Source organism: Lysobacter korlensis, assembly GCF_042434515.1.
Window position 1 is genome coordinate 1,855,358 of record NZ_JBHLTG010000001.1, and the last position, 16,921, is coordinate 1,872,278.

General features: G+C 66.1%; 14 protein-coding genes. 6 read left to right on the forward strand and 8 right to left on the reverse strand.

What is annotated here, in order from left to right:
- Positions 1-214: 214 nt before the first annotated feature.
- From acnA to ACFFGH_RS08705, 4 genes are all read right to left on the reverse strand, one after another.
- On the reverse strand, positions 215-2,953 hold the full coding sequence (gene acnA / locus ACFFGH_RS08690) for an aconitate hydratase AcnA (protein ID WP_386667051.1): 2,739 nt from the start codon (positions 2,951-2,953) through the stop codon (positions 215-217).
- 150 nt (positions 2,954-3,103) lie between these two features.
- Positions 3,104-3,706 (reverse strand): high frequency lysogenization protein HflD, encoded by a 603-nt coding sequence (gene hflD / locus ACFFGH_RS08695; protein ID WP_386667457.1) that lies wholly within the window; start codon positions 3,704-3,706, stop codon positions 3,104-3,106.
- Between the two features lie 20 nt (positions 3,707-3,726).
- A complete protein-coding gene (gene mnmA / locus ACFFGH_RS08700; protein ID WP_386667053.1) occupies positions 3,727-4,845 on the reverse strand; it encodes a tRNA 2-thiouridine(34) synthase MnmA in 1,119 nt (372 codons plus the stop codon).
- Positions 4,842-5,321: an NUDIX hydrolase gene (locus ACFFGH_RS08705; protein ID WP_386667055.1), complete on the reverse strand. Its 480-nt coding sequence runs from the start codon at positions 5,319-5,321 to the stop codon at positions 4,842-4,844. Before ACFFGH_RS08705 ends, mnmA begins: the two co-directional genes overlap by 4 nt.
- A 110-nt stretch (positions 5,322-5,431) precedes the next feature.
- Between ACFFGH_RS08705 and clpS the strand changes: the two genes are divergently transcribed.
- Together clpS and clpA are read left to right on the forward strand one after the other, a co-directional pair.
- Positions 5,432-5,752, forward strand: a complete 321-nt coding sequence (gene clpS, locus ACFFGH_RS08710) for an ATP-dependent Clp protease adapter ClpS (RefSeq protein ID WP_386667057.1) — start codon at positions 5,432-5,434, stop codon at positions 5,750-5,752.
- A 155-nt stretch (positions 5,753-5,907) separates the two neighbouring features.
- Positions 5,908-8,184, forward strand: a complete 2,277-nt coding sequence (gene clpA / locus ACFFGH_RS08715; RefSeq protein ID WP_386667060.1) for an ATP-dependent Clp protease ATP-binding subunit ClpA — start codon at positions 5,908-5,910, stop codon at positions 8,182-8,184.
- 116 nt (positions 8,185-8,300) lie between these two features.
- On the opposite strand, the gene infA is transcribed toward clpA, so the two are convergent.
- The 4 genes from infA to trxB form a co-directional block, all read right to left on the reverse strand.
- On the reverse strand, positions 8,301-8,519 hold the full coding sequence (infA, locus tag ACFFGH_RS08720) for a translation initiation factor IF-1 (protein WP_031372296.1): 219 nt from the start codon (positions 8,517-8,519) through the stop codon (positions 8,301-8,303).
- Positions 8,520-8,626: 107 nt separating this feature from the next.
- Positions 8,627-9,412, reverse strand: a complete 786-nt coding sequence (gene aat / locus ACFFGH_RS08725; RefSeq protein ID WP_386667064.1) for a leucyl/phenylalanyl-tRNA--protein transferase — start codon at positions 9,410-9,412, stop codon at positions 8,627-8,629.
- A complete protein-coding gene (locus ACFFGH_RS08730; protein WP_386667067.1) occupies positions 9,339-10,493 on the reverse strand; it encodes a GNAT family N-acetyltransferase in 1,155 nt (384 codons plus the stop codon). The genes aat and ACFFGH_RS08730 overlap by 74 nt, the downstream gene beginning before the upstream one ends.
- A 65-nt stretch (positions 10,494-10,558) precedes the next feature.
- Positions 10,559-11,512 carry a thioredoxin-disulfide reductase gene (gene trxB, locus ACFFGH_RS08735; protein ID WP_386667070.1) on the reverse strand — a complete coding sequence of 318 codons (954 nt, stop codon included), beginning with the start codon at positions 11,510-11,512 and terminating at the stop codon, positions 10,559-10,561.
- Positions 11,513-11,745: 233 nt separating this feature from the next.
- On the opposite strand from trxB, the gene ACFFGH_RS08740 reads away from it, so the two are divergent.
- From ACFFGH_RS08740 to ACFFGH_RS08755, 4 genes are all read left to right on the forward strand, one after another.
- Entirely contained in the window at positions 11,746-12,813 is a 1,068-nt protein-coding gene (locus tag ACFFGH_RS08740; protein ID WP_386667073.1) for an alanine dehydrogenase, read from the forward strand.
- 163 nt (positions 12,814-12,976) lie between these two features.
- Complete coding sequence (locus ACFFGH_RS08745) at positions 12,977-15,340, forward strand: DNA translocase FtsK (RefSeq protein ID WP_386667459.1); 2,364 nt, start codon at positions 12,977-12,979, stop codon at positions 15,338-15,340.
- A 106-nt stretch (positions 15,341-15,446) separates the two neighbouring features.
- Positions 15,447-16,064: an outer membrane lipoprotein periplasmic chaperone LolA gene (gene lolA, locus ACFFGH_RS08750; protein WP_386667076.1), complete on the forward strand. Its 618-nt coding sequence runs from the start codon at positions 15,447-15,449 to the stop codon at positions 16,062-16,064.
- A gap of 19 nt (positions 16,065-16,083) precedes the next feature.
- A complete protein-coding gene (locus tag ACFFGH_RS08755) occupies positions 16,084-16,920 on the forward strand; it encodes a hypothetical protein (protein WP_386667078.1) in 837 nt (278 codons plus the stop codon).
- The last annotated feature ends 1 nt before the right edge of the window (position 16,921 follow it).

The following is a 16,921-nucleotide window of genomic DNA, read 5'->3' on the forward strand; positions in this document are numbered from 1 at the left end:
GGATTGGAGCACAGCGCCGCCGAGGCTGACAAGGCAAGTTCGGCACATATTGAACAGTCGCCGAATGCTGCAGTGCGGCAGGATTGGCGCGCGTAGGGCGGGACGCGGGCGCGCTTCGATTGGCGGGGGAGGGCGCAACCGAGCGCGGCCCAAAAGAAACGGGACGCTTGCAGCGTCCCGTTTCAGCCTGCGCAGGCGGCAGTGCCGCGGGCGCTTACGCCGTCTGGCGCGAGGCCAGCTGGCGCAGCACGTAGTGCAGGATGCCGCCGTGGCGGAAGTACTCGACTTCCTTCGGGGTCAGCAGCAACACCTTGACCTCGAAGCGCTTCTCGCTGCCGTCGGCCTTGCGCGCGATCACGGTGGCCACCCTGGCCTCGCCGTCCTCGAGGCCGACCACGTCGATCATTTCTGAACCGTCGAGGCCGAGCGACTTCACGCTGTCGCCGTCGTTGAACTGCAGCGGCAGCACGCCCATGCCGACGAGGTTGGAGCGGTGGATGCGCTCGAAGCTCTCGGCCACGACCGCCTTCACGCCGAGCAGAATGGTGCCCTTGGCGGCCCAGTCACGCGACGAACCCGTGCCGTACTCCTTGCCGGCCAGCACGACCAGCGGCACGCCGTCGGTCTTGTACTTCATCGCGGCGTCATAGATCGCCATCTTCTCGGCTTCGCCGCCGTCCTTCGGGAAGTACAGCGTGTTGCCGCCTTCTTCGCCGCCCAGCATGAGGTTCTTGATGCGGATGTTCGCGAACGTGCCGCGCACCATCACGTCATCGTTGCCGCGGCGCGAGCCGTAGCTGTTGAAGTCTGCCGGTTGCACGCCACGCTCCTGCAGGAAGCGGCCCGCGGGCGAGTCCTTCTTGATGTTGCCGGCCGGGGAGATGTGGTCGGTCGTGATCGAATCACCGAACAGGCCCATGACGCGCGCGCCCTGGAGGTCGTTGATCCGGCCGACGTCCATCGTCATGCCTTCGAAGTACGGCGGATTCTTGATGTAGGTCGACTCGCCGTTCCAGAGGAACGACTCACCCTCGGGCGACGGGATCTCGTTCCAGCGGCTGTCGCCCTTGAAGACGTCGGCGTAGTTCTGCTTGAACAGCTCCGGGCCGATCGTTGCGGCGATCAGGTCGCCGATTTCCTTGTTGCTCGGCCAGATGTCGCGAAGATAGACCGGCTTGCCGTCCGGCGTGTGGCCGAGCGGATCGTTCGTGAGATCGATGTCGATCGTGCCCGCGATCGCGTACGCGACGACCAGCGGCGGCGACGCGAGGTAGTTCATCTTCACTTCGGGGTGCACGCGGCCTTCGAAGTTGCGGTTGCCTGAAAGCACCGAGGCGACCACGAGGTCGTTCTCTGCGATCTTGCGCGAGACCTCTTCCGGCAGCGGGCCGGAGTTGCCGATGCAGGTCGTGCAGCCGTAGCCGGCGATGAAGAAGCCCAGCTTCTCGAGGTCCTCGAGTACGCCGGCCTTCTTGAAGTAGTCGGTCACGACGAGCGAGCCCGGGCCGACCGAGGTCTTCACCCACGGCTTGCTGGTCAGGCCCATGCGCACCGCGTTGCGGGCGAGCAGGCCCGCGCCGAGCATCACGGCCGGGTTGGACGTGTTGGTGCACGACGTGATCGCGGCGATGACGACCGCGCCGTCGGACATCCGCACTTCCTGGCCCAGCGACTGCGTCACCGTGAGCGGCTTCTCGGTCGTGGGCTGGCGCGAAACGGCGTCGACGTTGCCACCGAGAACCTTGCGGTTCGCAGTCAGCGCCGGCAGGTTCTCGTGGAAGTTGTCCTTGACCTTCTCGAGCAGCACGCGGTCCTGCGGACGCTTCGGGCCGGCGAGCGACGGGCGGATGTCGGCCAGATCGAGCTCGAGCGTGGCGGAGTAGGTGGCCTCGGCCTGGCCCGGCTCGTGCCACATGCCCTGGGCTTTCGCATAGGCCTCGACCAGCGCGATCTGCTCTTCCGAGCGACCGGACAGGCGCAGATAGTTCACGGCCTCGGCATCGATCGGGAAGATGCCGCAGGTCGCGCCGTACTCGGGCGCCATGTTCGCGATCGTCGCGCGATCGGCCAGCGGCAGGCTGGAAAGGCCGTCGCCGAAGAACTCGACGAACTTGCCTACCACGCCGTGCGCGCGGAGGATCTGGGTGACGGTCAGCACGAGGTCGGTCGCGGTGGTGCCTTCCGGCAGCTTGCCGCGCAGCCTGAAGCCGACGACCTGCGGGATCAGCATCGACGACGGCTGGCCGAGCATCGCGGCCTCGGCCTCGATACCGCCCACGCCCCAGCCGAGCACGCCGATGCCGTTGATCATCGTGGTGTGCGAGTCGGTGCCGAACACGGTGTCCGGGAACGCAAGCAGCTCGCCGCCGACTTCACGCTCGAACACGACGCGTGCGAGGTTTTCGAGGTTCACCTGGTGGACGATGCCGGTGTTCGGCGGAACCACCTTGAAGTTCTCGAATGCTTTCTGGCCCCAGCGCAGGAAGCTGTAGCGCTCCATGTTGCGCTCGAACTCGATCTTGCCGTTGAGGTCCAGCGCGTCCGGACGGCCGAACACGTCGACCTGCACCGAGTGGTCGATGACCAGCTCGGACGGGATCAGCGGGTTGATCTGCTTCGGGCTGCCGCCGAGCTTCGTGACCGCATCGCGCATCGCGGCCAGGTCGACCACGCAGGGAACGCCGGTGAAGTCCTGCAGCACGACCCGCGCGGGCATGAATGCGATTTCGGTGGTCGGCTCCGCCGTCGCGTCCCACTTCGCGACCGCTTCGATGTGCTCCTTGCCGACCGTGACGCCGCCGTCTTCGTGGCGGAGCAGGTTTTCGAGCAGGATCTTCATCGAGAAGGGCAGCTTCGAGATATCGAACTGCTGGCCCAGCGTCGGCAGGCTGAAGTAGGTGTAGGACTTGCCGTTGACGTCAAGTCGCGCGCGGGTGGCGAAGGAGTCGGCCATGTGGGCTCCGTGGCTGCTGCAAGGGGGATCGCGGTGAAACGACGCTGAAACCGTGCTGTTTCGGCGGGAATCTGCACCGCATCGGACCGGCCGATTATGCCGCAAACGGCCGGGACACGTCGGCACACAGCGTGGCGGGAGGAGGTTTTCCTAGCCGCCCAGGTAGCCGCGCACGGCCTCGGCCATGTCTCTGCGACGCAGCAGGAAGTCCCAGAGGCTTCCTCCGAGCTGGCGCCAGAGCACCGCGGAACGGATGGCGGCGAGCAGCACCGCGCGCACCTCGGCGACGACCGCCGCCTGTCCGAGGTAATGCGGATTGCCCTGCACGAGCACGCGCGGACGCACATGGCTCAGGGTCTCGGAGTACACGCCTCCGAGTGCGGCGATCACCTCCGGATGCATGCTGCCCAGTTGCTCCGCCGCGGCCGCGTGGCGGCGGACGCCGGATTGCACGCGCTCGACCATTTCTCCGTCATGCGAGAAGCGACGCTCGAGCTGTATGACAGCCATGGCCAGGCGCGGCAACTGCTCGTCACGTGCCGATCCGTTGAAGTAGTCGCGCATGATCGATAGGCCGGGTCGCACGCCGGCCACGCCGCCATACACCGCTGCGGTCGACTCGGCGTCGATGCGGAACACCGAGTCGAGTGCAGTCGTGAGCACCCGGCCGTCTGCTTCACCGGTGTCTGCGATCCGTCGTACCTGCGCAAGCGCCTGCACCAGGCCTGCCAGTGCCAGGACGCGGTCGGACATCGGGTTCGAACGGTTAGCGGTCATGCGGCTTGGCTTCTCAGGCGGCTTTCGAGCGGTGCATCGGTGGCGTCGATTACGGCCCCGCCCAGGCATGACTCGCCGTCATAGAGCACGAGCGACTGGCCGGGGGTTGCCGCGCGCTGGGCACGTGCGAAGCGCACAACCAGCCGGCCATCATCGCCCACCTCGACCTCGCAAACCTCGTCCCGCTGGCGGTAGCGGGTCTGCGCGGTGCAGGAAAAGCGCCGCGCGGGCGCGCTTCCATCGACCCAGTGTGCCTCGGCCGACCATAGCGTCTGCGACTGCAGCCAGGGATTTTCGATGCCCTGATCGACGTAGAGCACGTTCGTGGCGACATCCTTGCCAACCACGTACCAGGGGGCCGGCTCGAAACCGCGCACGCCGCCGATGTTCAGCCCCTCGCGCTGGCCAAGGGTGAAGTAGAAAACGCCCGGATGCTGTCCGACGACGCGCCCGTCGGGAGTGCGGATCTCCCCGGCCTGCGCAGGCAGGTACCGCGCGAGGAACTCACGGAAGTCGCGCTCGCCGATAAAGCAGATGCCGGTCGAGTCTTTTTTTGCCGCGGTGGGGAGCCGTGCTTCCGCAGCGAGCCGGCGCACCTCGGTCTTCAGCAGGTGCCCCAGCGGAAACCGCGTGGCGGCAAGCTGCGATTGCCCGAGCTGGTGCAGAAAGTAGCTCTGGTCCTTCGACCGGTCCTGCGCGCGGAGCAGCCGGTAACGCCCGTCGATGCACTCGACACGAGCGTAATGCCCGGTTGCGATGAACTCAGCGCCCAGTTGGCGCGCCGCATCCAGAAAATGGCGGAACTTGATCTCGCGGTTGCAGAGCACGTCCGGGTTGGGGGTGCGACCCGCCGCATATTCGTCGATGAAGTGCTGGAACACACCGTGCCAGTACTCGCTCGAAAAATCCCGGAAGTGGATCGGCAGGCCGAGGCGGCCGCACACGGCGACCGCGTCCCGGCGATCGTCCTCGGCGCGGCAATCGTCGCTGCCGTCGTCGGCCCAGTTCTGCATGAACAGGCCGGCCGTGGGCTCGCCCGACTCAAGCAGCTTCATGGCCGCCACGGACGAATCAACGCCGCCGGATATCCCGACGATCGTGCGGACCCGGCTCATGCCACCTGCAGCATCAGCTCGAGGGGGTGACGACGCCCGGCCAGGTAATCGGCAGCGGCCCGCCATACCAGTGGGCTGCGATGCCGCGCTTCCGCGGCCTGCAGTTCCGCAGGCGTCATCCACAACGCACGCACGATTCCGTCATCGAGCCGGCGCTGCGGGTCGTGCGCGATCGGCTCGGCGGCGAAAGCGAAGCGCAGATAGTGGCGGCCGGGGCTGCCGTCCGGCCCGTCCGGTGCCTTCCACTGGTAAGCACCGACGAACGAGGTCAGGCGCACGTCCCAGCCGCTCTCCTCGCGCGTTTCGCGCAAGGCCGCGTCGGTCAGGCTCTCGTCGGGCTCCAGGTGTCCGGCGGGCTGGTTGAGCACCAGGCGCCCACGCACGTGCTCCTCGATCATCAGCAGGCGGCCGGAGTCGACGACGATCGTCGCGACCGTCACGTCGGGTTGCCAGAAGCGGCCTTCGCGGTAACTCACGGGTTGGTGTGTCCTCATCTACCGCATAAACGTAATCCGAAGCATTTTGCAGCCGCGGGGCGGTCGGGTCCATCGCGGCCGCCCGGACGCGGCCCGCTTATAATCGCGGGATGGCCCGACACACCGATCGCGAACACAACCACGGCGCACTTGTGGAAACCGGAAAGCCGGAGGTGGCCCGGCCGCCCCTGTATTCCGTACTGCTGCTGAACGACGATTACACCCCGATGGATTTCGTCATCGAGGTTTTGATGCGTTTTTTCCCCATGACTGCGGAAAAAGCCACCCAGATCATGCTCCACGTGCACACGCGCGGTCGCGGCGTATGCGGTGTCTTCACCCGCGAAGTAGCCGAATCCAAGGTGGCGCAAGTCAACGAGTTCTCCAGGCTCAACCAACATCCGCTGCTATGCACGATGGAGAGGGCCTGAAGCTTCGAAACATGCGTGCGGGAAACCAGGTCAGGGGGCGGACGGGAACTTGGTCCGGTCCTGCGATTCCAACTAGTTCGCGGACGGGGTCGGGCATGGAAAAGCTGGCGCCTAACCCCATCTAGGACGCATCTGCTTTCGGAGGCTTCTGCCCCATGTTTAGTAAGGATCTCGAATTCAGCATCGGCCAGTGCTACAAGCGCGCCCGTGAGGCGCGCCATGAGTACATGACGGTCGAACACCTCCTGCTCGCGCTGCTCGACAACCCGTCCGCGGAGAGCGTGCTGAAAGCCTGCGGCGCCGACTTCCTCCGGCTCCGCGGTGATCTCGAGCAGGCCATCCAGACCTCGGTCTCGGTCCTGCCCGACGACCTCGATCGCGACACGCAGCCGACCCTGGGCTTCCAGCGTGTGCTGCAGCGTGCCGTCTACCACGTGCAGTCCTCGGGCAAGAAGGAAGTCACTGGCGCGAACGTGCTCGTGGCGATCTTCGGCGAGAAGGACTCGCACGCAGTCTATTTCCTGAACCAGCAGGACATCGCGCGTCTCGATGTCGTGAACTACCTCTCGCATGGCATCGCCAAGCACGGTTCGGACGAGCCGGGCAGCCAGGACGACAGCGAAGCGCGCCACCCCGAGGGCGAGAGCGAAGGCAAGGGCGACGCGCTTGCGGAGTTTGCCGTCAACCTGAACCAACTCGCGCGCGAAGGCCGTATCGACCCGCTGGTCGGGCGTGGCGACGAGGTCGAGCGCACGATTCAGGTTCTCTGCCGCCGCCGCAAGAACAACCCGCTCTATGTGGGTGAGGCCGGCGTGGGCAAGACCGCGATCGCGGAAGGCCTTGCCAAGCGCATCATCGATGGCGATGTACCGGACGTGCTCGCCGGCGCCACGATCTTCTCGCTCGATCTCGGTGCGCTGGTCGCGGGCACCAAGTACCGGGGCGACTTCGAAAAGCGCCTGAAGTCGGTGCTGACGCAGCTCAAGAAGGTGCCCGAAGCGGTGCTGTTCATCGATGAGATCCACACGATCATCGGTGCCGGCTCGGCAAGCGGCGGCACCATGGATGCGAGCAATCTCATCAAGCCGGCGCTGTCGTCGGGCGACCTGCGCTGCATCGGGTCGACCACGTTCCAGGAGTACCGCGGCATTTTCGAGAAGGACCGGGCCCTCGCTCGGCGCTTCCAGAAGATCGACGTGGTCGAGCCGACCGTGGGCGAGGCGTTCGAGATCCTGCGTGGCCTGAAGCCGAAGTACGAAGCGCATCATGGCGTGACCTACGCCGACGATGCGCTGCAGGCTGCGGTTGATCTGTCGGTCAAGCACATCGGCGACCGGTTGCTGCCCGACAAGGCGATCGACGTCATCGACGAAGCGGGTGCCCGCCAGCGCCTGCTGCCGATGGAGGAGCGCAAGTCGACGATCGACATCGAGGAGATCGAAACGATCGTCGCGAAGATGGCGCGTATCCCGGCCAAGCAGGTCTCGGCTACCGACAAGGACGTGCTCCGCAACCTCGAGCGCAACCTGAAGATGGTGATCTTCGGCCAGGACCCTGCGATTGACTCGCTGACCTCGGCCATCAAGCTCGCCCGCTCCGGGCTCGGCAATGCCGACAAGCCGATCGGCAACTTCCTGTTCGCCGGCCCGACCGGCGTCGGCAAGACCGAAGTGACCAAGCAGCTCGCGCTGCAGTTGGGCATCGAGTTGGTGCGCTTCGATATGTCGGAGTACATGGAGCCGCACTCGGTGAGCCGCCTGATCGGCGCCCCTCCGGGCTATGTCGGCTTCGACCAGGGTGGTCTGCTGACCGAGAAGATCGTCAAGACGCCGCACTGCGTGCTGCTGCTCGATGAGGTGGAGAAGGCGCATCCGGACATCTTCAACATCCTGCTCCAGGTCATGGACCGCGGCATGCTGACCGACACGAACGGTCGCGAGGCGAACTTCCGCAACGTGATCCTGGTGATGACCACGAACGCCGGTGCCGCCCAGGCCTCGCGTCGTTCGATCGGCTTCACCAAGCAGGATCATGCGTCCGATGCGATGGAGGTGATCCGGAAGAGCTTCACGCCGGAGTTCCGCAACCGTCTGGACGCGGTCGTGCAGTTCCAGCCGCTGGGCTTCGACCACATCCTCCGCGTGGTGGACAAGTTCATGATCGAACTCGAAAGCCAGCTGCACGAGAAGAACGTGACGCTGTCGGCGACCCCGACCGCACGCGATTGGCTCGCACAGCACGGCTTCGATCCGCTCATGGGTGCGCGCCCGATGGCGCGCGTGATCCAGGAGAAGATCAAGCGTCCGCTGGCCGACGAGCTGCTGTTCGGCAAGCTGGTCAACGGTGGTCGGGTGATGGTCGACGTGAAGGACAACGAGCTTGCGATCGAAGTCTTCCCGGAGCCCGAGAAGCTGCTTCCCGCCACGGTGTAACCGGCGCGATCGCCACTGAAGCACGCCTCCGGCTTTCCGGCGTGTTTCAGCCGAACCGAAGGAAATCGGACAACAAAAAGGCGGCCTCAGGGCCGCCTTCTTTGTATAACCGCAGGCTACTTCATGCGGTAGGTGATACGACCCTTCGTCAGGTCGTAAGGGGTCATTTCGACCTTCACCTTGTCGCCGGTCAGGATGCGGATGTAGTTCTTGCGCATGCGACCGGAGATGTGGGCGATGATCTCGTGGCCGTTCTCGAGGCGCACTCGGAACATGGTGTTCGGAAGGGTTTCCGCCACCGTGCCCTCGAATTCGATCACGTCGTCTTTTGCCATGTGTTTCCTAAGTCGCGTAAAAACGGGCGCCCCGCGCCCGATAAGCCGCGTATTCTGCCACGGCGGCGTCATGCACGCAAAAACGGGGTTCTGACGCGTTTACGTGATCACGTGCCGGGACCGGCCAGATCCGCGGGCTCGACCACGCCGAATGCGCTGGTCCAGGAGCCTGGAAGGCCTGCGTCAGCAGTGAGCGTTGCGACCTTAGTGAGGAAGTCGGACCGGGGCAACCGCTGCGCGCCCAGGCTCATCAGGTGCCGGTTCTCCACCTGGGCGTCGATCAGCGGCCATCCCCATTGCCGAAGACGCGCGGCGAGGCCGCCGAGTGCCACCTTCGATCCACCGGATTGCGCACTGAACATGCTTTCACCGAAGAACATCCGGCCCACGGCAACGCCGTAGAGGCCGCCGACCAGCCGCGTGCCCGACCACACCTCGATCGAATGGGCGTGGCCGAGGTCGTGCAGGGCGCAGTACGCATCGCGCATGTCGTCGACGATCCAGGTTCCGTCCTGTCCCGCCCTCGGAACGCTCGCGCATGCGTCGATGACTTGGCAAAAGGCCGTGTCGGCACGGACCACCCAGTCCGACTTGCGAAGCGTGCGCAGCAGGCGCGAGGGCAGGCGGAAACGATCCGTGTGGAACACGACGCGCGGGTCGGGCGACCACCACAGGATGGGCTGGCCCTCGCCATACCACGGGAAAATGCCGCCGCGGTACGCGGCAAGCAGCCGGGTGGGGGAAAGGTCGCCGCCGATCGCCAACAGGCCGTCCGGCTCGCGCAGCGCACAGCCGGCGGGCGGAAAAGGCGCCGAAGGATCAGCCTGCAGCAGGACCGGGCGCAGGTACATCGGTCTGCCTGAAGGGCAAATGGCTGGCCAGCGACGCGGCATAGCGGCGCACCGCGCCTGCCTCCTGGCCGCACCAGTCGCGCAGCGCCTCGCGGAACTGCGGATGAGCGATCCAGTGACTGCTGTGCACGAACCGCGGCAGGAAGCCGCGCGCAAGCTTGTGTTCGCCCTGGGCGCCGGGCTCGAAGCGGGTCAGTCCACTGCGAAGGCAGTATTCGATGCCCTGGTAATAGCAGGTCTCGAAATGCAGCCCGGGGACGCGCTCGCTGGCGCCCCAGTACCGACCATAGAGCGTGTCGCCGCCGCGAAGGCACAGCGCGCCGGCGACAGGCGACCGGTTGCGCTCGGCAATGATGAGCAGCAGCGAGTCGGGCATCGAGGACGCGAGGTGTTGCAGAAAGCCGAGCGTCAGCGCCGGGTGGTTGCCGTACTCTTCGAACGTACAGACGTAGAACGCGTGCATCGCTGCGAGATCGGCCTCGCTCGCGTCGCGCCCTGACACGATGCGGAACTCGACACCTTCGCGCTGCACCCGGTTGCGCTCCTGCCGGATGTTCTTGCGGTGCTTGTGGTCGAACGCGTCCAGGAAGTCCTTGAAGTCCCGCCAGCCCGGGTCGTTCGACCAGTGGTATTGCACGTCGAGTCGGGCCATCCACTCGGGGCCGAACGCCGCGGCGTCGTGGTCGTCGTGGAAGTTGACGTGGACCGACGAATTCCCACTTTCGACGGCGCTCCCGACCATAGCCTGCAGCAGCGGGCCACGCAGCGCAGGGTCCGAAGTCAACAGGCGTGGGCCGGTCACCGGCGAGTACGGCACCGCCGCCAGTAATTTGGGGAAGTAGTCCAGGCCCTGCCGGGCGTAGGCGTGGGCCCAGGCATGGTCGAACACGAACTCGCCGTGCGAGTTGCGCTTGACGTATGCGGGGGCGGCAGCGACCAGCCGTTCGCCCTCCCAGAGCGTGCAGTGCCGGGGCTGCCAGCCCCAGCCTTCACGGATGCAGTCGTGCTGCTCCAGCCCGTGCAGAAACGCGTGGCGGACGAACGGGTTGCGACCGTCGTGCAGCGCATCCCACTGTGCTTCGGGGATGTCGCCGAGTGATTCGAACGCGCGCGCGCGGATCACGTGGTCACTCCGGCCGGTCGCCGGTGCCGCACGCGGCGCTCGTGCGGGCAAGCGACACGTTGCGCTCAGCCGTCCTTGTCGAGGAATTTCTCGGCATCGAGCGCCGCCATGCAGCCGAAGCCCGCCGATGTGATCGCCTGACGATAGACCTGGTCGGCCACGTCGCCGGCCGCAAAGACGCCCGGGATCGAGGTCTGCGTCGCGTTGCCCGTCAGGCCCGTCTGGATCGTGATGTAGCCGTTGCGCATCTCGAGCTGACCCTCGAACAGCGTCGTGTTCGGCGTGTGGCCGATCGCAACGAACAGGCCGTGGATCGGGATCTCGCGCGCCGCGTCGTCCTGCACCGAGCGCAGGCGCATGCCGGTGACGCCAGCGTCGTTGCCGAGCACCTCTTCGACCACGTGGTGCCAGACCGGTTCGATCTTGCCGGCCTGGATCTTCGCCTGCAGCTTGTCCTGCATGATCTTTTCGGCGCGCAGCGTGTCGCGGCGATGCACCAGGTAGACCTTGCGCGCGATGTTCGACAGGTACAGCGCTTCTTCGACGGCCGTGTTGCCGCCGCCGATCACGGCCACGTCCTGGTCCTTGTAGAAAAAGCCGTCGCAGGTGGCGCAGGCGGATACGCCGCGGCCCTTGAACAGCTCTTCCGACGGCAGCCCCAGATACTTCGCCGTCGCGCCGGTGGCGATGATCAGCGCGTCGCAGGTGTATTCGCCGCTGTCGCCGATCAGGCGGAACGGGCGGCGCGACAGGTCGACAGTGTGGATGTGGTCGAAAACGACCTCGGTATCGAAACGCTCGGCATGCGCCTGCATGCGCGCCATGAGGTCCGGCCCCATCAGGCCATGCGGGTCGCCCGGCCAGTTGTCCACCTCGGTGGTGGTCATCAGCTGGCCTCCCATCTGAAGTCCCGTGATCACGACCGGCTTGAGGTTGGCGCGGGCCGCGTACACCGCCGCCGTCCAGCCGGCGGGGCCGGAGCCGAGGATGACGAGACGGGAATGCTTCGATGGGGTCATGGATATAATCGGACGTTATGGAATGCGCCACAAAACGGCGCGGACGGGGCACGCGGGAGCAGGCATCATTGCCGCCCGCCGACCTCCGGAGAGCGTCATAGAGTGGCGGCGGCATTCCGGCAACACAAGGCACATGGCAGGGCGACAGCGTTCCACCCTGCGATCCATCTCGCACAAACTGGCCGGCGCGCCGCGACTGCGGCGTTTTTTCTGGCCGGAAAACGGAGAAAGCAATGCGTATCGGTGTACCCAAGGAAACCAAGACCCTTGAAGGGCGCGTCGCGCTCGTACCGGAAGCCGCCGGCGACCTGGTCAATCGCGGCCACGAGGTCTGGCTCGAGAAGGATGCCGGCATCAAGAGCGGCTTCAAGGACGAGCAGTACACCCGGCTCGGCGTGAAGATCGCCCCTGACGCGGCTGCGCTCTACGAGAAGGGCGAGCTGATCGTGAAGGTCAAGGAGCCGATCGAAGGCGACCTGACGCACCTGCGCAAGGACCACCTGCTGTTCTGCTACCTGCATCTGGCTGCCGAGCCGGTGCTGACCCGCCGGCTGCTCGACATCGGCCTGACCGGCGTCGCGTTCGAGACCGTCGAGCTGCCCAACGGTGACCTGCCGCTGCTCGCGCCGATGTCGGTCATCGCCGGCAAGATCGCGGTCCAGGTCGGCACGACGCTTCTGCATATGCCGCAGGGCGGCAAGGGCAAGCTGCTCGGCGGGCTGCCGTCGACCCAGCGCGGCAAGGTGGTGGTGTTCGGCGCGGGCAAGGCCGGCGGCGCCTCGGCAGCGCTCGCCGCAGCCGGTGGCGCGAACGTCACCGTGTTCGAAATGCGCCAGGACCGCATGGACGAGATGATGCAGCTGGGCCCGAACGTCACGACGCTGTACCCGTACCACGACGTCGTCGCCCGCGAAGTGGCGTCGGCCGACCTCGTGATCGGTGCGGTGCTGGTGACCGGCGCGAAGGCGCCGCACGTGCTGACGCGCGAAATGCTGCAGGGAATGGAGGACGGCAGCGTGGTCGTCGACATCTCGATCGACCAGGGCGGCTGCTTCGAGACCTCGCGTCCGACGACCTGGAAGGAGCCGACGTACGTCGAGGAGGGCGTGACCCATTTCTGCGTGACGAACATGCCCGGCTCGGTGCCGCAGACCAGCTCGCAGGCAATCTGTGCCGCGATCCTGCCGTGGGTCAACAAACTGGCCTCGGGCGAATGGCGTGACAACCAGCCGCTGGTGCGCGGCATCAATGTCGAGGGAGGCCGGATCGTCCATCCGGCGTTGCAGGGCATGAAGCTTTAATACGCACTGCCGATAACGGGTGCAGGCAAGCGTCGGTCCGACGGACCGGCGCTTGTTTCGTTTTCGCTGGGCGCTATTGTGTCCGCGGCGGCGCTGCTCGAGCCGGAATTGTTTTCGAGTATATTCAACGACTAACGGCATCCATCTCAGGCAGCACATCACGGTGGCGCAGGCGTCCACAGCAACCCGCAAGAAATCCCCGGCCGCTCCGGCACGCTCGGCTTCGCCCAAGCGGCAGCGGCTGGTGCGCGACCTTGCGCTGATCGCGATCGCGCCGCTGCTGCTGTACCTGATGGCGAGCCTGTTCACGTATTCGACGACGGATCCGGGCTGGTCGCATTCGGGCAGCATCACCGCGCCGTTGAACAACGTCGGCGGGGAAGTGGGTGCGTGGCTGGCCGACGTGCTGCTCTACCTGTGCGGCTATGTCGCGTTCCTGCTGCCTCTGATGCTCGGCGCGATCGCGTGGATCGCCCTGTTCGGGATGGAAGGCGAGGATGGCCCCGGCGGCGAGGCTGATTTCGGGCCCGCGCTTCGGCTGGTGGGTATCGTCGGCTTCCTCGTCTCGGCGACCGGCCTGCTGGAGCTGCGCCTCGGCGTGGCGGAAAACTTCTCGGCCGGCAGCGGAGGCATCCTTGGGCGGCTCGTGGGCCAATCGCTCTACAGCGGCTTCGGTCCGGTGGGCGGCAATCTGTTTCTGCTCGCGTTGCTGCTTGCGTCGGTAACGCTCGCAACCGGGCTGTCCTGGTTTGCGGTCATGGACAAGCTCGGGCACTGGACGCTCTCCCTCGGGCCGCGCCTGACCGGCATGTTCCAGCGCAGCAGCCGCCAGGCCAGCGACTGGCAGCGTGTGCGCGCCCTCCGCGAGGAACGCGAGGAAGTTCGCAAGGTCGAGACCGAGGCCCGCGCCAAGCGGGCGCCGGTGAAGATCGAGCCGCCGCCGGCGCCGGTCGTCGAAAAGAGCGAGCGAGCGAAGCGTGAGCAGCAGATCCCGCTGTTCCACGTCGGTGACGGCAGCGGCATTCCGCCTCTGGCGCTGCTCGACGACCCGAAGCCGCAGGCGAAGGGCTACAGCGAGGAGACGCTCGAGACGCTGTCGCGCCAGATCGAATTCAAGCTCAAGGACTTCCGCATCGACGCCCAGGTCGTCGGCGCGTATCCGGGCCCGGTCATCACACGCTTCGAGATCGAGCCCGCGCCGGGCGTGAAGGTCAGTCAGATTTCCAGTCTCGACAAGGACATCGCGCGCGGACTTTCGGTGAAGTCTGTGCGCGTTGTGGACGTGATCCCGGGCAAGTCGGTTATCGGCCTCGAGATCCCGAACGTGTCGCGCGAGATGATCTTCCTCTCGGAGCTGCTGCGCTCGAAGGAATACGACCGCTCGGCCAGCCACCTCACGCTCGCGCTCGGCAAGGACATCGCCGGCCGCCCGACGGTGGCCGACCTTGCCCGCATGCCGCACCTGCTCGTCGCCGGCACCACGGGGTCGGGCAAGTCCGTCGCCGTCAATGCGATGGTGCTGTCGCTGCTCTACAAGGCCTCGGCCAAAGACCTGCGGATGCTGATGATCGACCCGAAGATGCTCGAGTTGAGCGTCTATCAGGGCATCCCGCACCTGCTCGCGCCGGTTGTCACCGACATGAAGGAGGCCGCGAACGGCCTGCGCTGGTGCGTTGCGGAGATGGAGCGCCGCTACAAGCTCATGAGCGCGGTCGGCGTGCGCAACCTGGCCGGCTTCAACAAAAAGGTGAAGGACGCGCAGGACGCCGGGCAGCCGCTGATGGACCCGCTTTTCAAGCCGAACGCCGAAGCGGGCGAGGTGCCGCGTCCACTCGAGACGCTGCCGTTCATCGTCATCTTCATCGACGAATTCGCCGACATGATGATGATCGTCGGCAAGAAGGTCGAAGAACTCATTGCCCGGCTTGCACAGAAGGCGCGCGCCGCAGGTATCCACCTGATCCTCGCGACCCAGCGCCCGTCGGTGGACGTGATCACCGGCCTGATCAAGGCGAACATACCTACGCGCATCGCGTTCCAGGTGTCGAGCAAGATCGACTCGCGCACCATCCTCGACCAGTCGGGCGCCGAGACGCTACTCGGCCATGGCGACATGCTGTACCTGCCTCCCGGCACGGCGATGCCGGAGCGCGTGCACGGTGCATTCGTGTCCGACGAGGAAGTGCACCGCGTCGTCGAGCACCTCAAGCAGATCGGTGGCGGGCCGGACTACATCGAAGGTGTGCTCGACGAGGTGCAGACGCTTGGCGACGGCACGGTCGTCGGCGCAACCGGCCTGCCCGAGTCGGGCGGCGGCGGTGGAGACGAATCCGACCCCCTGTACGACGAAGCGGTTCGTATCGTTACGGAGACGCGGCGGGCGTCGATTTCCGGGGTGCAGCGCCGGCTCAAGATCGGCTACAACCGCGCCGCCCGATTGATCGAGGCGATGGAAGCGGCCGGCATCGTAACGCCGCCCGAGCACAACGGCGACCGCAGCGTGCTGGCGCCGCCGCCGCCGAAGTAGGGCACGGCTGAACGCAGCCCGCGGTCGGTCGGGCCTGCCCGTCCGTGTCGACCGCCTATTCAGCTAACCGGCCGCAGACTCGCCCCATCCATACGGGAGATGCTCCATGCGTGTGATCCGACTCCTCGGCCTGAGCGCTGCACTGTTTACGACGACGGCGTTCGCCGGCGCGCGCGACGACCTCGACACCTTCACCAAAGGGCTGAAGGGGCTGGACGGTCAATTCACCCAGCAGGTGTTCGACCCGAAGGGCAAGCTGAAGGAAAACGCGAGCGGCACGGTTGCCTTATCCGCGCCCCGGCTGTTCCGGTGGAGCTATGCGAAGCCGTATCCGCAGCTGATCGTGGCGGACGGCAAGCACGTCTGGGTCTACGAACCCGACCTGAAGCAGGCGACCAAGCGTCCCCAGGGCGCCGAAGAACAGAACAGCCCGCTGGCAGCGCTGATCGATCCGACGCGCCTGGACGCGCAGTTCACCGTCAAGGAAGCGGGTACGTCGGCAGGGCTGGACTGGTTGAGCCTGACGCCCAAGCGTGGCGAAGAGGCGGGCTTCCGCTCGGCGCGTCTGGGCTTCAACCATGCAGGGCTGGCGCGTATGGAAGTGATCGACGCGCTGGGACAGCGGACCGAGATCAAGTTCGACGGCTGGCGGCGCAACCCCTCGTTCAAGCCGGGGACCTTCACTTTCCGTCCCGCGAAGGGCGTGGACGTGATCGGCGGCTGACCTCGCAGGCCATTCGAAGGTGTCGAAGAGCGGCGGAGAAATCCGCCGTTTTTCTTTTTCCCAACAGGATAATCACAAGTTATCCACATGGCTCGGTCGAGAGTGGTGCCACAGCCCGGAAAGGCCGGGCATCCGAGACCCCGCCATGCGCCGCTCAGTGCTCACCGCCGCCCTTGTCTCCCTCTGCGGACTGGCTGTCGCGTCCGTAGTGACGCAGGGCACGCCGGTGCCGGCCTCGCTGATCAGTGCCACGGCGGAGCAGACGCCGCAGTCGCGCGCCGAGGGCGATCAGGCGATGGACGACGCGATCGCGACGGCGGTCATCGCTGCGGTCGGACGCCAGTTCGGCGAAGGCGACGTCGAGGTGAAGCTCGACAGTGTGTCGGTGCAGCCGGAAAGCATTCGGGATCGCACCGTCGGTGGCCACGGTCGCCTGCAGCTGGGGAAGGATGCGTCCTGGATCCCGTTCCGCTTCGAAGCGCTCTACGACACCGAATCGACCGCGGTCAGCGCCCCACGCCTGGTGCTGGGTGAAGCGCAGCGCGGGAATGAAGTGGCGTCGGACTCGGATATTGCTCGTGCGCTCGCTAGCCGCGTCGACACGGAGCTTTCGGCAGAGTTCGCGCAGCAGCCGTTCAACCTGGTGATCGATCGCGTCGCGACCCAGCCCGCGGGCCAGCGTCTTGTACAGGTGCGTGGCAGCGGCACGGTCGATTTTGGGTCTGACGGCTCAACCGCGGCTCAGATCGACGCGCTTTACGATCCGGTCGACGCCCGCTGGCTGAGGGTGAGCTACGAGCTCGGCCCGACCGCGGACTGGGACGCTGCGCAGCGTCCGGCGCTCGCAAGCTTCTAAC

What these genes read in the sequence shown, in the direction of transcription:
- mnmA (WP_386667053.1), bottom strand. Translation starts at nt 4,845, where the DNA reads ATGAGCCGGGTCCGCACGATCGTCGGGATATCCGGCGGCGTTGATTCG.
- infA (WP_031372296.1), bottom strand. Translation starts at nt 8,519, where the DNA reads ATGGCAAAAGACGACGTGATCGAATTCGAGGGCACGGTGGCGGAAACC.
- clpS (WP_386667057.1), top strand. Translation starts at nt 5,432, where the DNA reads ATGGCCCGACACACCGATCGCGAACACAACCACGGCGCACTTGTGGAA.
- lolA (WP_386667076.1), top strand. Translation starts at nt 15,447, where the DNA reads ATGCGTGTGATCCGACTCCTCGGCCTGAGCGCTGCACTGTTTACGACG.
- hflD (WP_386667457.1), bottom strand. Translation starts at nt 3,706, where the DNA reads ATGTCCGACCGCGTCCTGGCACTGGCAGGCCTGGTGCAGGCGCTTGCG.
- ACFFGH_RS08740 (WP_386667073.1), top strand. Translation starts at nt 11,746, where the DNA reads ATGCGTATCGGTGTACCCAAGGAAACCAAGACCCTTGAAGGGCGCGTC.
- aat (WP_386667064.1), bottom strand. Translation starts at nt 9,412, where the DNA reads ATGCCGCGTCGCTGGCCAGCCATTTGCCCTTCAGGCAGACCGATGTAC.
- clpA (WP_386667060.1), top strand. Translation starts at nt 5,908, where the DNA reads ATGTTTAGTAAGGATCTCGAATTCAGCATCGGCCAGTGCTACAAGCGC.
- acnA (WP_386667051.1), bottom strand. Translation starts at nt 2,953, where the DNA reads ATGGCCGACTCCTTCGCCACCCGCGCGCGACTTGACGTCAACGGCAAG.
- trxB (WP_386667070.1), bottom strand. Translation starts at nt 11,512, where the DNA reads ATGACCCCATCGAAGCATTCCCGTCTCGTCATCCTCGGCTCCGGCCCC.